This is a genomic window from Dietzia aurantiaca (assembly GCF_021033825.1).
In the GTDB taxonomy this organism is placed as follows: domain Bacteria; phylum Actinomycetota; class Actinomycetes; order Mycobacteriales; family Mycobacteriaceae; genus Dietzia; species Dietzia aurantiaca.
The window spans coordinates 16,425-32,081 of sequence record NZ_JAIFXZ010000019.1; the positions used below are offsets into that span (position 1 = coordinate 16,425).

Sequence of the window (15,657 nt, forward strand, 5' to 3'; positions counted from 1 at the left end):
GAAGGCCTACCGGGGTCCCTGCGGGCAGGAGGGGTGAGCACCCGCCGTGGCCAGCGAGTTGCACGCCGCCCGCGGATCGCCCTGGGTCACCAGGCCCTCGCCCACGAGGACCGCGTCCGCGCCCACGCTCGCGTACGCCAGCAGATCCGAGGCGTCGCGAACGCCGGACTCGGCGATCTTCACGACCCCCGACGGCAGGCCCGGTGCGATGCGGGAGAACACGTCACGGTCGACCTCGAGAGTCTTGAGGTTGCGGGCGTTGACGCCGATGACCGTGGCACCGGCCTCGAGAGCGCGGTCCGCCTCCTCCTCGGTGTGCACCTCCACCAGGGCGGTCATGCCCAGGGACTCCGTACGGTCGAGCAGCGAGACCAGCGCCTCCTGCTCGAGCGCCGCGACGATGAGCAGGACCAGGTCCGCTCCGTGCGCCCGGGCCTCGTGGATCTGGTACGGACCCACGACGAAGTCCTTACGCAGGACGGGGATGTCCACGGCACGACGCACGGCGTCGAGATCCGCCAGGCTGCCGTTGAACCGGCGCTCCTCGGTCAGGCAGGAGATGATCCGCGCGCCACCGTCCTCGTACATCCGGGCCAGCACGGCGGGATCCGGGATGTCGGCGAGCTGCCCCTTGGACGGGCTCGCCCGCTTCACTTCGGCGATGACCCCGACTCCGGGGTCACGCAGCACCTTGAGCGCGTCGCGCGGTGCCGGGGCGGATTTGGCCGCCTTCTTCACCGACTCCAGGTCGATAACCGCCTCGCGGGCCGCGACGTCCTCGCGGACCCCGTCGAGAATCGAGTCGAGCACGGTGCCCACCGTGACCTCCCTCAGTAGAAATGGGGGAAAAGTGTGATCGAGATCAACAATAGAGGTCCGCGGCGAGGTTCCCGAATCGGGTCCGCCCGGCGGGCCCGTCACACTGTCGGATCGCGCCCGTCATCCAGGTCCTGCCACAGGTCACGGCCGGAGTCGGGATCCGGCTCAACAGTCGTAGCAGCGTCCTGTCGGCGGGCGGCGGGCGTGACGTACCGATCGTCGCGGCTCACCGCCCGCGCCGGCCGGAGCATGACCACGACGCCGGCGGCCAGGAGCGCGAACGCGCCCGCGCCGGTCGCCGCGGGCCCTGCCGCCCGGGCGGAGATCTCGGTGATCTGCGACCACTCCGGGACCGCTGCCGACCCCTCGGCGCCCGGTCCCGCGTCCGTACGGGCCTGCCCCTCGCTGCTCGTGACGACCGAGTGGGCTCGATCAGTGTCGATATCGCCCACGCCGGAGAGCACCAGCAACACTGCCGCGAGCCCCAGCAGTGCGATGACCGCGCCGATCACCCGTGCACCGATGCCCCGCACCAGGGCGACGGCGGCGATCGCCGCGACCGCACCGAGCGCCAACGGCACCAGGGCGGGTTGCCAATCGCTCCCGGTCAGGCTCCGGACGACCTCGCCCGACTGGTCGTTGAAGGCAACCACCTCGAGCCAGGTGGCCCGGGAGGCCAGCCACAACAGAACCGCGGCCACGAGAAGCAGAACGACGGGGACCAGAAGGCGGGCACGCTGCGTCACCGCGACTCCCCCTCGCCGATTCGGTCCGCGGAGCCCGGGTCCGCGGCGTCCCGCAGCGTCTCCGCGGACGCCACGGCGCGCAGGACCGCCATCGCCTTGTTGCGGCACTCCTCGTCCTCGGCGGCCGCCACGGAGTCCGCGACGATCCCCGCGCCCGCCTGGACGTAGGCGGTGCCGTCCTTGATCACCGCCGACCGGATAGCGATCGCCTGATCGGTGTTGCCCGCGAAATCGACGTATCCGACCACTCCCCCGTACACCCCACGGCGGGTGTCCTCGAGATCCTCGATGATCTGCAGTGCACGCGGCTTGGGCGAGCCGGAGAGGGTGCCGGCCGGGAAGCAGGCGGTCACCGCGTCGATGCCCGAACGTCCGTCGGTCAGCCTCCCGGTCACCGTGGACACGAGATGCATCACGTGGCTGTACCGCTCCACCTGACGGAACTCGGTCACGGTCACCGTGCCCGGCTCGCAGACCCGGCCCAGGTCGTTCCGGCCGAGGTCGACGAGCATGAGGTGCTCGGCATTCTCTTTGGCGTCATCCACCAGGTCCTTGGCGAGCAGGGTGTCGTGCTCGTCGTCGTCGCCCCGGGGCCTCGTCCCCGCGATCGGGTGCGTCGTCGCCATCCGGTCGGTGACCGTCACCAGGGCCTCGGGACTCGAGCCGACGATCGTGAACGCCGTGCCACCGAACCCGTCCTCGCCGGAGCCGTCCGGGATGGCCATCAGGAACATGTACGGGCTGGGGTTGGTGGTGCGCAGGATGCGGTAGACGTCCCGCGGCGAGGCCGAGGTGTCCACCTCGAACCGCTGACTGATCACCACCTGGAACGACTCGCCGGCGTGGATCTGCTCGATGATGTTCGCGACTCGGGAGTGGTAGGTCTCCTCGTCGGTACGGCGTCGTACCTCGGGCGTCGCGGCGTCGAACACGCTGACCCCCCCGCTTCCGGGAGCGGCAAGTCGGGCCGTCATCGACTCCACTCTCGCCACCGCGTCCTCGTACGCCTCCTCGATCCGCTCGTCGCTACCGTCCCAGTTGACGGCGTTGGCGATGAGATGGATGCGCCCCTCGTGGTGATCGAACGCGGCCAGGTCCGTGGCCAGCAACTGCACCAGCTCGGGCACCTGCAGGTCGTCTGTCGTGTCCGGCTCGATCCGTTCGAGTCTGCGCACGATGTCGTAACCGAGATAGCCCACCATGCCGGAGGTCAGCGGTGGCAGGCCCTCGATCTGATCCGTACGCAGCAGTTCGAGGGTGCGACGCAGCGCCGTCAACGGGTCGCCGCCCGTCGGCGCCCCGGCGGGCACGTTCCCCCACCAGGTCGCCTCACCCGCTTCATCGACCGTCAGCGCGGCGGCCGCACCGCAACCGATGAACGACCACCGCGACCACGACCTGCCGTGCTCGGCCGACTCGAGCAGGAACGTGCCCGGCCTGTCGTCGGCGAGCTTGGCGTAGGCCGACAGCGGGGTCTCGGAATCGGCGAGGACCGTACGGACGACCGGCACCACACGGTGTCCGGCCGCCAGGGCCCGGAACTGCTCGAGAGTCGTGGTCCGGGTGCTCATCCGAGAACCCTGCCCCCGACGCCGAAGGAGTCGTGAGGCATGTCAGCGACATGGACCCACACCTTGGCCGCGTCCTTGCCCGCTGCCTCGGCGTAGGCCGCGGTCACCGCGTCGATGACACGGGCCTTGTCCGCGGCGGGCATGCCGGCGAGCTGGTTGATCTGGATGAAGGGCACTGGGTTCAGTCCTCCCGGAGAAGTGTGGCGGTGTCGAAACAGCTGGTGGTGCCGTTGTGACAGGCTGCGCCCGTCTGGTCCACGCGCAGTAGCACGGTGTCGCCGTCGCAGTCGATCTCGACGCTGCGAACGGTCTGGACGTGCCCGGAGGTCTCGCCCTTCACCCACCGCTGCCCACGGGAGCGCGAGAAGTACACCCCGCGACGGGTCGCGAGGGTCTCGGCGAGGGCGGCGTCGTCCATCCAGGCCATCATGAGCACGCGATTCGACGTCGCGTCCTGGACGACCGCCGCGACAAGGCCGTCATCCGTGCGGGAGAGTCGCCCGGCGATCGCCGGGTCGAGGACGTGGTCGCTCATCGGACCGTGATCCCCTCGGACGCCATCGCCTTCTTGACGTCCCCGACGGTCATGTCCCCGAAGTGGAAGACGCTGGCCGCGAGCACCGCGTCGGCGCCCGCGTGGACGGCGGGCGCGAAGTGTTCCACCGCCCCGGCCCCGCCCGAGGCGATGACGGGGATGCTGACCGCCTCGCGGACCGCGCGCAGCATCGCCAGATCGAAACCCGCCTTGGTGCCGTCCGCGTCCATCGAGTTGAGAAGGATCTCGCCCACTCCGAGCTCCTGGCCGCGCTGCGCCCACTCGACCGCATCGATGCCGGTACCCCGGCGCCCGCCGTGGGTGGTGACCTCCCAACCGGACGGGGTGGGCTGCTCACCCTCCGGAACGGTGCGCGCGTCGACCGACAGGACGATGCACTGCGAGCCGAAGCGGCGGCTGAGCTCGCCGAGCAGCTCGGGGCGGGCGATGGCGGCGGTGTTGACGCTGACCTTGTCGGCGCCGGCGCGCAGCAGCTGGTTCACGTCGTCCTCGGTCCGGACGCCGCCCCCGACGGTGAGCGGGATGAAGATCTGCTCGGCGGTCCGCCTGACCACGTCGAGCATGGTGCCGCGCCCGGACGACGACGCGGTCACGTCGAGAAACGTCAGCTCATCGGCTCCCTGCTCGCCGTAGGCGGCCGCCAACTCGACCGGGTCGCCGGCGTCACGCAGGTCCAGGAAGTTGACCCCCTTGACCACACGGCCCGCGTCGACGTCCAGGCAGGGGATCACTCGGGTTGCAAGAGTCATGATCGGTTCACCGTCCTCCCTCGAGCCACGGACGAGGGCTCTCGGGTTCCGGGGCCGCCCGTCGACGACCCGCTTCGAAGAAGTTGCCCGGCTCGCCGAGCTGCGTGACTGTGTCCAGGACCTCGGCATGGGCCCGCGAGGACGCCGCCAGCATCGACTGCGACCGGGTGGACCACTGCTCACCCGCAAGGTCCGTGACCACACCCCCGGCGGCCCGGATATGCGACGCGCCCGCCGCGTTGTCCCAGGCGTGGTTCCCGAAGCTCACCGCGGCCGACAGCCTGCCCGAGGCCACGAACGCGAGGTCCACCCCGGTGGAACCGAACTTCCGAGTCCGGGCGGCGGCCAGTGTGAGCTGCTCGAAGACCTCGCGCCGGTAGGCCGGAGGGTAGGTGGCCCGGGCCCCGGTGTTGAGGGAGCCCAGACCGAGCGCGACGTCGCGGATCGACACGTCGGGCAGGGCCGGCACGATCTCGTCGTTCTCGCGCAGCCGGCCGCCGGCCACGGACGTGAAACGCAGCCCCAGCAGTGGCAGCCACGTCAGGCCCAGAACTGGTTGGCTCTCGTGGACCAGCGAGACCAGGATTCCCGTCGTGGGGATGCCGAGTGAATAGTTGGCGGTGCCGTCGATCGGGTCGACGACCCACAGCGTGCCCGTGTTGATGGGAGGGCCGCCGTACTCCTCCCCGTGGACCTCGAGCCCGGTGCCCTCCCGCAGTGCGTCGGAGATGCGGCGCTCGAGTTCCAGATCGAGCTCGGTGGCGAAGTCGGTGCGACTGCTCTTGGTCTGGACCCCCGGCGCTCCGAGGCCCTCGATGAACCGGGGCGTGGCCTCGTCGAGGACCCGGGTGGCGAGCGCGAGCGCCTCGTCCGGGTCGACGGGGAGATCCGTCGGCAGGGTGTTTCCGGGTTGATCTTCCATCTCGGGCCTCCTGCTCGAGGTCATGCTGCGGGTGCCTACCAGGTGGTCGTGGCGCTCAGCGGGTGCTTACCGCAGCGAGCGCCTCGGGCAGCGTGAAGCGGCCGGCGTACAGCGCCTTCCCGACGATCGCCCCTTCGACGCCCTCCGGGACGAGCGAGGCGATCGCCTCGAGGTCCGCGACCGAGGACACGCCACCGGAGGCGACGACCGGCGCGTCGGTGGCCGTGCACACCTGCGAGAGCATCTCGAGGTTGGGGCCGCCCAGCATGCCGTCCTTGGAGACGTCCGTCACGACGTAACGTGCGCACCCGTCACGGTCCAGGCGCTCGAGCACCTCCCAGAGGTTGCCGCCGTCGGAGACCCAGCCGCGGCCACGCAGCCGGGGGTCGCCGTCCACGACCCGAACATCCAGCCCCACTGCGATCCGGTCACCGTGGCGGGCGATCGCCGAACGGCACCAGTCGGGGTTCTCCAGGGCGGCCGTGCCCAGGTTCACTCGCGCGCAGCCGGTCGCCAGAGCGGCCTCCAACGACTCGTCGTCGCGGATACCCCCGGACATCTCGACCTTGACGTCGAGCGTGCCCACCACCTCGGCGAGGATCTCCCGGTTGCTCCCGCGGCCGAACGCCGCATCGAGGTCGACGAGGTGCACCCACTCGGCTCCATCGCGCTGCCACTGCATCGCCGCGTCCAGCGGTGATCCGTAGGAGGTCTCTGTCCCCGCCTCGCCCTGGACGAGGCGGACGGCCTGCCCGTCCGCGACATCGACAGCGGGCAGGAGTTCGAGGTAAGAAGCGTTGCTCACGGGGGTCAGCCTAGTCCGTGCGGGCCGGGGTCACCGTCATCGGCCACCTCGCCCGAGGGGTCATCCCCGTACTCCGCGCGGATCGCGCGATCGGTGATCCTTCTCGACGCCACACCCATCGCCACGATGGTCAGGACGATCCCGGCGAGCGCCGCCACGGCACGGCCGACCGGGCCTACCGGGAGCACCGCCACCACGACCGCGGTGAGCGCGAGTCCGAGCACGCCCGCGCCCGCCACCCACAGAGCGAGCGAGGCGAACGACACCGGCGCCGGGGACTTTCCTCCCCTAGCCAATGGCGCGGATCCAGTTCTCGAGAAGCTGCAGCCCGGCATCCCCTGATTTCTCCGGGTGGAACTGGGTGGCGGTCAGTGGTCCGTTCTCCACCGCGGCCACGAACCGGGTCCCGTGCGCCGCCCAGGTGACGTCGGGCGCGCGCAGGTGATCGGACGTCTCCATCACCCAGTCCCTGACCCCGTAGGAGTGGACGAAGTAGAAGCGCTCGTCGGCGGGCATACCGGCGAACAGGACGGAGTGCTCCGCCGCCTCGACCGTGTTCCAGCCCATGTGCGGCAGGACGGGCGCCTCGAGCCTCTCGACGACCCCCGGCCATTCCCCGCAGCCCCTGGCCCCGGCGGACTCCGCGTGCTCGCCGTCGGCGAACTCCGTGCCGCGGTCGAACATCACCTGCATTCCCACACAGATGCCGAGCACCGGGCGGGAGCCGGCGAGACGTTCGCCGATGATCCGGGGGCCTTTGACGGCCTCCAGACCCTGCATGCACGCGGCGAACGCACCGACACCCGGAACCACCAGCGCCTCTGCCTCGGTGGCCACACGCGGATCGGAGGTGACGTCGACGGTCGCTCCGACGCGCTCGAGGGCACGCCGGGCCGACAGCAGGTTGCCGGATCCGTAGTCCAGAATCGCCACCCGCGTGGCCGTTGAGCTCATCCGTTCACCTTATCGCCGGAATCGAGCAGGGGCAGTTCGCGAGGGGGTCGGGTGCGCCTGGCGTTCACGGCGGCAGGGCCGCCCACGACGAGGACGATCCCGGCGGCCACGGTGAACAGGACCACGTAGCCGAAGCCCGCGAGCCCGCCCATGACGATCGAGCCGAGGCCGGTCCCCGTGTCGAACGAGATGTTCCACGACGCCGACGCCGTCCCCAACCGGGACCGCGGCATCCGTTCGAACGAGCCGACCAGGGCGTCGTTCTGTACCGCGCCGAACCCGAGTCCGAAGACCACGGTGGGCACGAGGAACCACCACGGATTCACCCCGATCGACAGCAGTACGGCGATGCCGGCCATGCCGAGGGCCGCGAAGCCCAGTCCCGGCCAGACCAGGGCGCCCGGGCCCTGCCGGTCCGAGATCAGCCCCGCGAAGGTGCGACCGATGATCACACCGACCCCGAGGAGACCGAGTCCCACACCGGCGACGACCGCCCCGCTGCCATGGACGATCTCATCGAGCGCGGGCGACAGGAACGAGGCCGCGGCCCCGTAGGGAAGAGAGACCGCGAGCATCACCAGGAACGGCCCGGCCAGAAGCACGAGGACCTGCCTCGAACTCATGGCGGCGATGTCCGAGGGCTCCGGTGGGGTCGGGTAGACCCGCGGCAGCCGGGCCGCGGCGACAAGCCCGACGACCCCGAACGCCGTCGCGCTCCAGGCGACCGCCGGGAGGCCGAACCCATCGAGAAGCCACAGTCCCGCCGGGAGGAACAGCGCCTCGGAGATCCCGATCGCCAGGCCGATCAGCGAGGTGGCGCGGCCGAGCATGCCCGGCGGTGCGAGCTCGGCCACCAGGGCCGACCCGGCGACGGTCATCATGCCGAATCCGGCCCCGCGGACCCCGCTGATCGCGAGTACCGCGAACGGCCCGTCGAACACCGCCAACAGCCCGGAGGGCACACCGAGGAGCGAGCTGCCGATCGCGAGAACCCAGCGATAGCCGATCGCCGCGGTGATCCGCGGGGTGATCAACTGGAACAGGACGGTCACCGTCATGAACACGCCGGTCGTCGCGCCGGCGACGACCTCGCTGCCACCACCGCGGACCACCGCGAGCGGCACGACCGGCAGCAGCAGCGAGAACCCACCGAAGGCCAGCAGGACCAGAGCGAAGGCCGCGAGGACCCCGGGGGTCCGGGTCAGTTGCGACAACGCACCCGGCTTGGCGCCACGCGGGGTCACGCCGGCATCACAGGGCACCCTTGGTGGACGGGATGCCGGTGATACGCGGATCGGGCTCGACGGCCGCGCGCAGCGCGCGGGCCACGGCCTTGTACTCGGCCTCGGTGATGTGATGCGGATCGCGGCCGTAGTGGACGCGGACGTGCAGCGCGATCCGGGCGTTGTAGGCCAGCGTCTCGAAGACGTGCTTGTTGAGCACGGTGCCGTACGGCGCACTGTCGTGGCCGATTACGACGTAGCCGATCATCATGTCGGGCTCGCCGGTGTGCACGCAGTAGGGGCGTCCCGAGACGTCGACGACGGCCTCGGCGAGCGTCTCGTCCATCGGCAGGGAGCACTGTCCGAACCGACGGATCCCGCGCTTGTCCCCCAGCGCCCGGCCGAGGGCCTGACCCAACACGATCGCGGTGTCCTCCACGGTGTGGTGGGCCTCGATGTCGACGTCACCGGTCGACCGGACGGTCAGATCGAACGCGCCGTGCTGGCCGAAGGCGGTGAGCATGTGGTCGAAGAACGGGACCCCCGTGGAGATGTCCGTCTGTCCGGTCCCGTCGAGGTCGATCTCCACCACGATCGACGACTCCCTGGTCGTCCTCTCGACCCGGCCCCGCCGCGTGGTTTGCTCACTCATCGCTTCTCCTCTGTCAGTGGCCCGAGTTCCTCGGCCGCCAGGTCGGCGCTCACCTGCAGCAGCCGGTCGTTCTCGTTCTCAAGCCCGATGGTCGCACGAAGTCGTCCGGGGATGCCCACGTCGCGGATGAGCACGCCGGCGTCGAGATAGCGCTGCCACGCGCGCGCGGCGTCGGTGAAGGGGCCGTAGAGCACGAAGTTGGCCTCACTCGGCAGCACCTCGTACCCCTGTTCCTCGAGGCCTGCGGTCACCCGCTTGCGTTCGTCGGCCAGCAGCGCGACGGAGGCGAGCGTCTCCTCCGCGTGACGTAGCGCGGCACGTGCGGCAGCCTGCGTGACCATCGACAGGTGGTACGGCAGCCGCACCAACAGCACTGCCTCCACGAAGGAGGGGTCCGCGGCGAAGTAGCCGAGGCGCCCGCCGGCGAACGCGAACGCCTTGCTCATCGTCCGCGAGACCACCAGCTTGGCCGGGTATTCGGCCAACAGAGTGCACGCGCTCGGCGACGGCGAGAACTCGGCGTACGCCTCGTCCACCACCACGATCCCCGGCGCCGCGTCGAGCAGTCGCCGCAGGTCGTCGAGGTCCACGACGTGCCCGGTCGGATTGTTGGGGGTCGTCACGAACAGCACGTCGGGGCGGCACTCCGCGAGGGCGGCCTCCGCGGCGTCGACGTCGATCGACAGGTCCGCGGCGCGCTCGACCGGGATCCACCGGGTGTCGGTGCCGGCCGCCAGTATCGGGTGCATCGAGTAACTGGGGACGAATCCCATGGCGCTGCGGCCCGGCCCGCCGAACGCCTGGAGCAACTGCTGCAGGATCTCGTTGGAGCCGTTGGCCGCCCACACCATGTCCGCATCGAGCGGCACCCCGGTCTGACGGGTGAGGTACCCGGCCAGATCGGTGCGCAGCCCCACCGCGTCCCGGTCCGGGTAGCGGTTCAGATCGGCGGCCGCCTCGGAGACGGCGGCGGCGATGTCCGCCACCAGCTCCGCACTCGGCGGGTGCGGGTTCTCGTTGGTGTTGAGCTGTACCGGGACCTCGAGCTGCGGGGCGCCGTAGGCGGTGCCGCCCCGGAGGTTGTCGCGCAACGGGAGGGCGTCCAGCCCGACGCCCCGGCGGGGCGCGGCGGTCACTGCTCCTCCCCTGCGGTGAGGTCCTCGAACCGCGCGCGGACGGCTTCGCCGTGGGCGGGCAACCGCTCGGCGTCGGCGAGCGCGATCACGGTGGGCGCGATCTCCTTGAGCGCCGCCTGGTCGTAATCCACGACGTGGATCCCCCGGAGGAAGGTCTGCACGCTCAGTCCCGACGAGTGACGGGCGGTGCCGGAGGTGGGCAGGACGTGGTTCGAGCCGGCGGCGTAGTCCCCGAGCGGCACCGGCGAGTAGGCGCCGACGAAGATCGCGCCGGCGTTGCGCACCCGGGCGGCGTCGGCCGCGGAGTTGCGGGTCTGGACCTCGAGGTGCTCGGCGGCGTACGCGTCGACCACCTTCAATCCGCTGTCGATGCCGTCGACCAGCACGATGGCCGACTGGGGTCCCTCGAGGGCCTCGCGTACGCGGTCGGCGTTGAGGGTGACCTCGTAGCGGGCCTCGATCTCACGGTCGACCGCGTCGGCGAAGGCCTGGGAATCGGTCACCAGGACGCTGGCCGCGTTCGGGTCGTGCTCGGCCTGGCTGATGAGGTCGTACGCCACGTGCACCGGGTCCGCCGACTCGTCGGCGAGTACCGCGATCTCGGTCGGGCCCGCCTCGGAGTCGATCCCCACCACGCTGCGGCACAGCCGCTTGGCCGCGGTCACGTAGACGTTGCCGGGCCCGGTGACGATGTCGACCGGCTCCAACTCCGCTCCCTCGGGGTCTTGCCCGCCGTAGGCCATCAGCGCGACCGCCTGTGCGCCGCCGACGGCCCACACCTCGTCGACCCCGAGCAGCGAGCACGCCGCGAGAATCGTGGGGTGCGGCCATCCGTCGAAGTCCGCCTGCGGCGGCGAGGACACGACGAGCGACCCGACGCCTGCGACCTGGGCGGGGACGACGTTCATGATCACGCTGGACGGGTAGACGGCCTTGCCGCCCGGCACGTAGAGCCCCACGCGCTCGACCGCCACCCAACGCTCGGTCACGAACCCACCGGGGGCGACCTCGGTGACGGTGTCGGTGCGCTTCTGGGCCGAGTGGACGATGCGCGCGCGACGGATGGCCTCGACGAGCGCGTCACGGATATCCCTGTCCAGTTCCTCGGCCGCGCGGGCGATGACGTCCGCGGGCACCCGCACCGACCCCGGGCGGACGCCGTCGAACTTCTCGCCGTAGTCGAGTGCGGCCGTGGCGCCGTGCTCCCTGACCGCCTCGACCACCGGACGCACCGTGTCGACGACGGAGTCGACGTCCGCGGCGCCGCGCGGGAGTGTGCGACGCAACTCGGCGGTGGCGAGCGTGCGACCGCGCAGGTCGATGCGGGAGAGCATGGGCATGGCCTTTCCTAGAGTTCACCAGGTCACGGGCGACCCCGGATCGGTTGAGACCCCGGAACCGGCGCGATGCGCCCTCGAGGCACGCGACCACCGCGAACCAGTCTAGTTGCGCTGTCTGCCGTCGCGATCCGGCACACCTGAGAGGGTGCCCGGGGACGGTGCTCCCGTCAGACCACGGCTCCGTCGACGAGCTCCACCTTCGCATCGCACCGTGCGGCGTTGCTCGCGTCGTGGGTGACCAGCATCAGGGCCACGTCGAACTCGCGCGCGGTCCCCAGCAGAAGGTCCATGACCGCCTCACCGGATTCTGAATCCAGGGCGCTCGTCGGCTCGTCGGCCAGGAGCAGGGACGGCCGCCCCATCAGCGCGCGGGCGACCGCGACCCGCTGCCGCTGCCCGCCGGACAGCGCTCCGACGGATCGTCCGGCGGCGCCGCCGAGACCCACCACGTCGAGCAGTTCGTCGGCCCGACGCCGTGCGGCACGACGTGTCCGACCCGTCGGCCGGGCCCCCAACCAGACCATGGCTTCGAGCTGTTCGCGGGAGGTGAGCGAGTCGATGAGGTTGGCCTGCTGGAACACGATCCCGATCTCGGTGCGTCGCAGCTCGGCGGCCCGGCCGCGGTCGACCATCGCCAGGTCGACGAGCGAGTCGGGGGTCCGGAGCCACACCTGCCCGGAGTCGGGGCGGGTCAGCGTGGCGGCCACCGCGAGCATGCTGGACTTGCCCGACCCTGAAGGGCCGGTCACCGCCAGGCTGCGGCCGCGATCGATCTCCAGGCTCACGTGGTCGACGGCGGTGACGCGCCCCTGTCCGTCCGGGTAGGTCAGGACGACGTCCTCCATCCGGAGAGTGGGGGCGGTGGCACCGGCCCGGTCGGTGGGGGCGGTGGTCGCGGCGTAGGCGGTGGTCATGGCGGTTCTCCTGGTGGTGTCGATGGACGAGGAGTGGGTCGGGGAAGGTGACGTGAGGCGCGACGGGGTGGCTGGCGACGACGACAACGACGTCTGCAGCCGGCGCGCGGGGAGCGGACTCATCGCGCGGCGCCCAGGGCGGAATTGGGGTCGGCGGTCACGACGGGCCGCAGCGACACGGCGGCTCCGGCCAGACCGAGAGCCACGAGGATCGCGGCCGGGAGCAAGGTCGTTCCGGCGGACACCACGAACGGCACGGCTCCGGCCACCGCGAGTCCGAAGAGCGCGGCGATCGCGACCCCGCCGCCCACCCCGACGACCAGCACGATCGCGGCCTGTCCCACCGAGTCCCTGACCACCGCGACGGTGGAGGCGCCGAGGGCCTTGAGCACGGCCACGTCCCGGCGACGCTGCATACCCCACACGGCGAAGAACGCGCCTACGACCAGTGCGGTCACGGCCAGCAACATGTAGGTCATCGTGTTGAGTGAAGTGTTCTCGGCCCGGTGCGAGGGCAGTGCGCCCACGAGCCCGTCGTCGTCGACGAGCGCCAGCCCCGAGCCGTCGACCACCAGGTCCGGGTCGACCACGTCCGCGTTCACCGCCATCGCCGTGGCGGGCCCGCCCCTGGGGGCCAGGCCGCGCCAGGTCTCGAGATCGGTCACCACGACCGGGGTGTGTGAATGCCAGAGGCCACCGGCCTGACCGGCCACCGCGAGGTCCGTTCCGTCGGCTGCGATCGAGCGGACGTCCGCGCCCAGCTCGTCGTCGATCCCGTCGGAGACCAGGGCCTGGCCGCCTGCGGGCGGAGACACCGATCCCACCGGTGCGGACAGACCCACGGCGACTGCCGATACGCCCGTCTCCGTCCCGTCGTCCAGGTTGATCCGCGCGATCCCCACGGGCACGGCTGCGGGGTCCGACGCGATGACGGCGTCGATCTGCTCGCCGGTGAGGGCGGCGCGGTCGAGATCGACGGGGCCGGACTCGTCGGCCGGGAGCACGAACGACGCGCCGCCCGACCCGAGAGACCGGAGCGCGGACACGCTCTGGTTGGCCAGGCCGGCGGTGAGGCCGAGAAGGCCGGCGACGAGGACGGACAGCAGCAAGACGACGCCCGTGATGAGGGCGAAGCGCCACCGGGCGGTGCGCAGGTCACGCAGTGCGAAGAACATCGGGTTTCCTCTCGTGAAGGTCTGTCTCCACCCTCGTCGCGTCCTCGCGGATCCGAATCGGCCGTGGGGTTGGTTCCGCGGGCACGAACGGAGGACGCCCCGCTCCACCTTTCGATGGATGCGCGGGCCTCGCCGAAGCGACTAGCGTCGTCGGCGTGACCTCTGTGCCCGCGCCCGACATGGAGCTCCCGCCCGAGTCCGCGGGGGTGCGCGCGGTGTTGGCGCAGCTGCAGGTGGCGTTGCACACGTTGGTGGCCGCGTTGCTGGTCCTCACGCTGGTCAGCGCCCATCGTGACGCGGCAGGCGGGCCCAATCTCCCGGCCGTCACCGCGGCGATCGGGTTTGCGGTCGTGTACGTGGCCGGGACGGTGTGGGAGCGGCGGCGGCACACCGGCCGCGCCGCCCGGCTCGGATGGTTGGCCGCCGTCCTCGCGTTGTGGGCGGCATTGGTGGTGCAGGTCCCGGAGGCCGCCTACCTGGTTTTCCCGCTGTTCTTCCTCGCGATGTTCCTGCTCGGTTCCTGGGCCGGGGCGGCGGCGGTCGCGGGCCTGGCCGCGGTCGCTGTGGTCGCACTGGGCGTGCATAACGGCTTCACACCCGCCGGCGTGGTGGGGCCCGTCGTCGGCGCACTCGTCGCCCTGGGGCTGGCCGCCGGGGTCCGGGCGCTGTACCGCGAGTCCCAGGCCCGTCGCGAGGTGATCGCCGAACTGGTGGCCGCACGATCCGAGCTCGCCTCGAGGGAGCGTGAGGTGGGCCGTGAGACCGAGCGGGCCCGTCTGGCGGGCGAGATCCATGACACCGTGGCGCAGGGCCTGGCCAGCATCGGGATGCTGCTGCACGCCGCCGAGCGCGCCGATCCGGGGCATCCCGCGATCGAGCAGATCCGCCTGGCCCGCGAGGTGGCCGGTGAGAACCTCACCGAGACCCGGCGGCTGATCGAGGCACTGCGACCGGCACCGCTGGAGGGGGTCTCGCTCGACGGCGCACTGCACCGGGTGGCCGGGCGGGTCCGTGCAGAACACCCGCGGGTGGAGGTGTCGGTGACGGGCGAACTGCCCTCGGAGCCGCCGGCCGAACTCGCGGCGGTGTCAGTGCGTGTGGCGCAGGAGGCCCTGGCCAACGCGGTCAAGCACGGCATGCCTTCGCGGATCGTGATGACGATCGCCGAATCCGCCGACCACATCGCGCTGACGGTCACGGACGACGGCCGCGGATTCGACCCGGAGGCCCCGCGGGCCGCCGCCTCCTTCGGCCTCGACGGTATGGCGCGTCGCGTGGCCGACCTGGGCGGGACGCTCACCGTCGACTCCGAGGTGGGGCGGGGCACGACGGTGCGAGCGGTGTTGCCGTTGCCGGTGGAGCGGACGAGATGACGACGACGATCCGGATTCTGATCGCCGACGATCACGCGGTGGTACGCACCGGCCTGCGGGCGCTCCTGACCTCCGACCCGGCGATCGAGGTGCTGGCGGACGTCTCCGAGGCTTCAGCCGCGGTGGAACGTTCGCGGGTCGGGGACGTGGACGTGGTCCTCATGGATCTGCGATTCGCCGGCGATGCCACCGCCGGCGTCCGCGCCACGGCCAGTCTCCGCGAACTCCCCGACCCGCCGCAGGTACTGGTGTTGACCAGTCACGACACTGATGCCGACATCGTGGGCGCGATCGAGGCGGGGGCGTGCGGATACCTTCTCAAGGACGCCGGGCCCGACGAGCTCCTCGGCGCGGTCCACGCCGCGGCGGCCGGGGAGAGTGCGCTCTCCCCCACCGTCGCGGCGACTCTCATGGGCCGGTTACGCAATCCCCGGCCGGCCCTGACCGAGCGCGAGGCGGAGGTCCTGCACGCGGTGGCCGAGGGATCGACCAACCGGCAGGTGGCGGCCTCTCTACATGTGTCGGAGGCGACCGTGAAGACCCATCTGGTGCATGTCTTCGACAAGCTCGGGGTGACGTCTCGGACGGCCGCGGTGGCCCGGGCCCACGAACTCGGCCTGCTGTAGGCGGCTCCGGTGGTTCCACCGGTGGCGTGCTCGTCTTACACCTGGACGACTTTCGTCATCCTGGTCTCCGACGGCGACAGCGAACCCCCCGGTGTC

At 71.3% G+C, this 15,657-nt stretch carries 18 protein-coding genes; 2 read left to right on the plus strand and 16 right to left on the minus strand.

Annotated elements, in window-relative coordinates; translation table 11 throughout:
• Positions 1-6 precede the first annotated feature (6 nt).
• The 16 genes from trpC to K3888_RS16055 all read right to left on the minus strand — a co-directional run bounded on the left by trpC (position 7) and on the right by K3888_RS16055 (position 13,562).
• Positions 7-819 (minus strand): indole-3-glycerol phosphate synthase TrpC, encoded by an 813-nt coding sequence (gene trpC / locus K3888_RS15980; protein WP_230931277.1) that lies wholly within the window; start codon positions 817-819, stop codon positions 7-9.
• A 98-nt stretch (positions 820-917) separates the two neighbouring features.
• Complete coding sequence (locus K3888_RS15985; protein WP_230931278.1) at positions 918-1,565, minus strand: TIGR02234 family membrane protein; 648 nt, start codon at positions 1,563-1,565, stop codon at positions 918-920.
• The gene (locus K3888_RS15990) at positions 1,562-3,136 is read right to left on the minus strand and encodes an anthranilate synthase component I (RefSeq protein WP_230931279.1); all 1,575 of its coding nucleotides are present in this window, start codon (positions 3,134-3,136) and stop codon (positions 1,562-1,564) included. The genes K3888_RS15985 and K3888_RS15990 overlap by 4 nt, the downstream gene beginning before the upstream one ends.
• Positions 3,133-3,312: a tautomerase family protein gene (locus K3888_RS15995; RefSeq protein ID WP_230931280.1), complete on the minus strand. Its 180-nt coding sequence runs from the start codon at positions 3,310-3,312 to the stop codon at positions 3,133-3,135. Before K3888_RS15995 ends, K3888_RS15990 begins: the two co-directional genes overlap by 4 nt.
• Positions 3,313-3,317: 5 nt before the next feature.
• Positions 3,318-3,671: a phosphoribosyl-AMP cyclohydrolase gene (hisI, locus tag K3888_RS16000; protein ID WP_230931281.1), complete on the minus strand. Its 354-nt coding sequence runs from the start codon at positions 3,669-3,671 to the stop codon at positions 3,318-3,320.
• Entirely contained in the window at positions 3,668-4,441 is a 774-nt protein-coding gene (gene hisF / locus K3888_RS16005; RefSeq protein ID WP_230931282.1) for an imidazole glycerol phosphate synthase subunit HisF, read from the minus strand. The genes hisI and hisF overlap by 4 nt, the downstream gene beginning before the upstream one ends.
• A 7-nt stretch (positions 4,442-4,448) precedes the next feature.
• Entirely contained in the window at positions 4,449-5,363 is a 915-nt protein-coding gene (locus tag K3888_RS16010) for an inositol monophosphatase family protein (RefSeq protein ID WP_230931283.1), read from the minus strand.
• Between the two features lie 55 nt (positions 5,364-5,418).
• Positions 5,419-6,168, minus strand: a complete 750-nt coding sequence (gene priA, locus K3888_RS16015; RefSeq protein WP_230931284.1) for a bifunctional 1-(5-phosphoribosyl)-5-((5-phosphoribosylamino)methylideneamino)imidazole-4-carboxamide isomerase/phosphoribosylanthranilate isomerase PriA — start codon at positions 6,166-6,168, stop codon at positions 5,419-5,421.
• A 5-nt stretch (positions 6,169-6,173) separates the two neighbouring features.
• Positions 6,174-6,434 (minus strand): hypothetical protein, encoded by a 261-nt coding sequence (locus tag K3888_RS16020; protein ID WP_230931285.1) that lies wholly within the window; start codon positions 6,432-6,434, stop codon positions 6,174-6,176.
• 22 nt (positions 6,435-6,456) lie between these two features.
• Positions 6,457-7,122: an imidazole glycerol phosphate synthase subunit HisH gene (gene hisH, locus K3888_RS16025; RefSeq protein WP_230931286.1), complete on the minus strand. Its 666-nt coding sequence runs from the start codon at positions 7,120-7,122 to the stop codon at positions 6,457-6,459.
• A complete protein-coding gene (locus K3888_RS16030; RefSeq protein ID WP_230931287.1) occupies positions 7,119-8,366 on the minus strand; it encodes an MFS transporter in 1,248 nt (415 codons plus the stop codon). Before K3888_RS16030 ends, hisH begins: the two co-directional genes overlap by 4 nt.
• Positions 8,367-8,373: 7 nt before the next feature.
• The gene (hisB, locus tag K3888_RS16035; protein WP_230931288.1) at positions 8,374-8,997 is read right to left on the minus strand and encodes an imidazoleglycerol-phosphate dehydratase HisB; all 624 of its coding nucleotides are present in this window, start codon (positions 8,995-8,997) and stop codon (positions 8,374-8,376) included.
• The gene (locus K3888_RS16040; protein WP_230931289.1) at positions 8,994-10,133 is read right to left on the minus strand and encodes a histidinol-phosphate transaminase; all 1,140 of its coding nucleotides are present in this window, start codon (positions 10,131-10,133) and stop codon (positions 8,994-8,996) included. The genes hisB and K3888_RS16040 overlap by 4 nt, the downstream gene beginning before the upstream one ends.
• A complete protein-coding gene (gene hisD / locus K3888_RS16045) occupies positions 10,130-11,467 on the minus strand; it encodes a histidinol dehydrogenase (RefSeq protein ID WP_230931313.1) in 1,338 nt (445 codons plus the stop codon). The genes K3888_RS16040 and hisD overlap by 4 nt, the downstream gene beginning before the upstream one ends.
• Before the next feature lie 173 nt (positions 11,468-11,640).
• Positions 11,641-12,387, minus strand: a complete 747-nt coding sequence (locus tag K3888_RS16050; protein WP_372459585.1) for an ABC transporter ATP-binding protein — start codon at positions 12,385-12,387, stop codon at positions 11,641-11,643.
• Positions 12,388-12,506: 119 nt separating this feature from the next.
• Positions 12,507-13,562, minus strand: a complete 1,056-nt coding sequence (locus tag K3888_RS16055) for an FtsX-like permease family protein (protein ID WP_230931290.1) — start codon at positions 13,560-13,562, stop codon at positions 12,507-12,509.
• Positions 13,563-13,717: 155 nt separating this feature from the next.
• Between K3888_RS16055 and K3888_RS16060 the strand changes: the two genes are divergently transcribed.
• Together K3888_RS16060 and K3888_RS16065 are read left to right on the plus strand one after the other, a co-directional pair.
• Positions 13,718-14,935: a sensor histidine kinase gene (locus tag K3888_RS16060; RefSeq protein WP_230931291.1), complete on the plus strand. Its 1,218-nt coding sequence runs from the start codon at positions 13,718-13,720 to the stop codon at positions 14,933-14,935.
• Positions 14,932-15,561 carry a response regulator transcription factor gene (locus K3888_RS16065; protein WP_230931292.1) on the plus strand — a complete coding sequence of 210 codons (630 nt, stop codon included), beginning with the start codon at positions 14,932-14,934 and terminating at the stop codon, positions 15,559-15,561. The genes K3888_RS16060 and K3888_RS16065 overlap by 4 nt, the downstream gene beginning before the upstream one ends.
• The last annotated feature ends 96 nt before the right edge of the window (positions 15,562-15,657 follow it).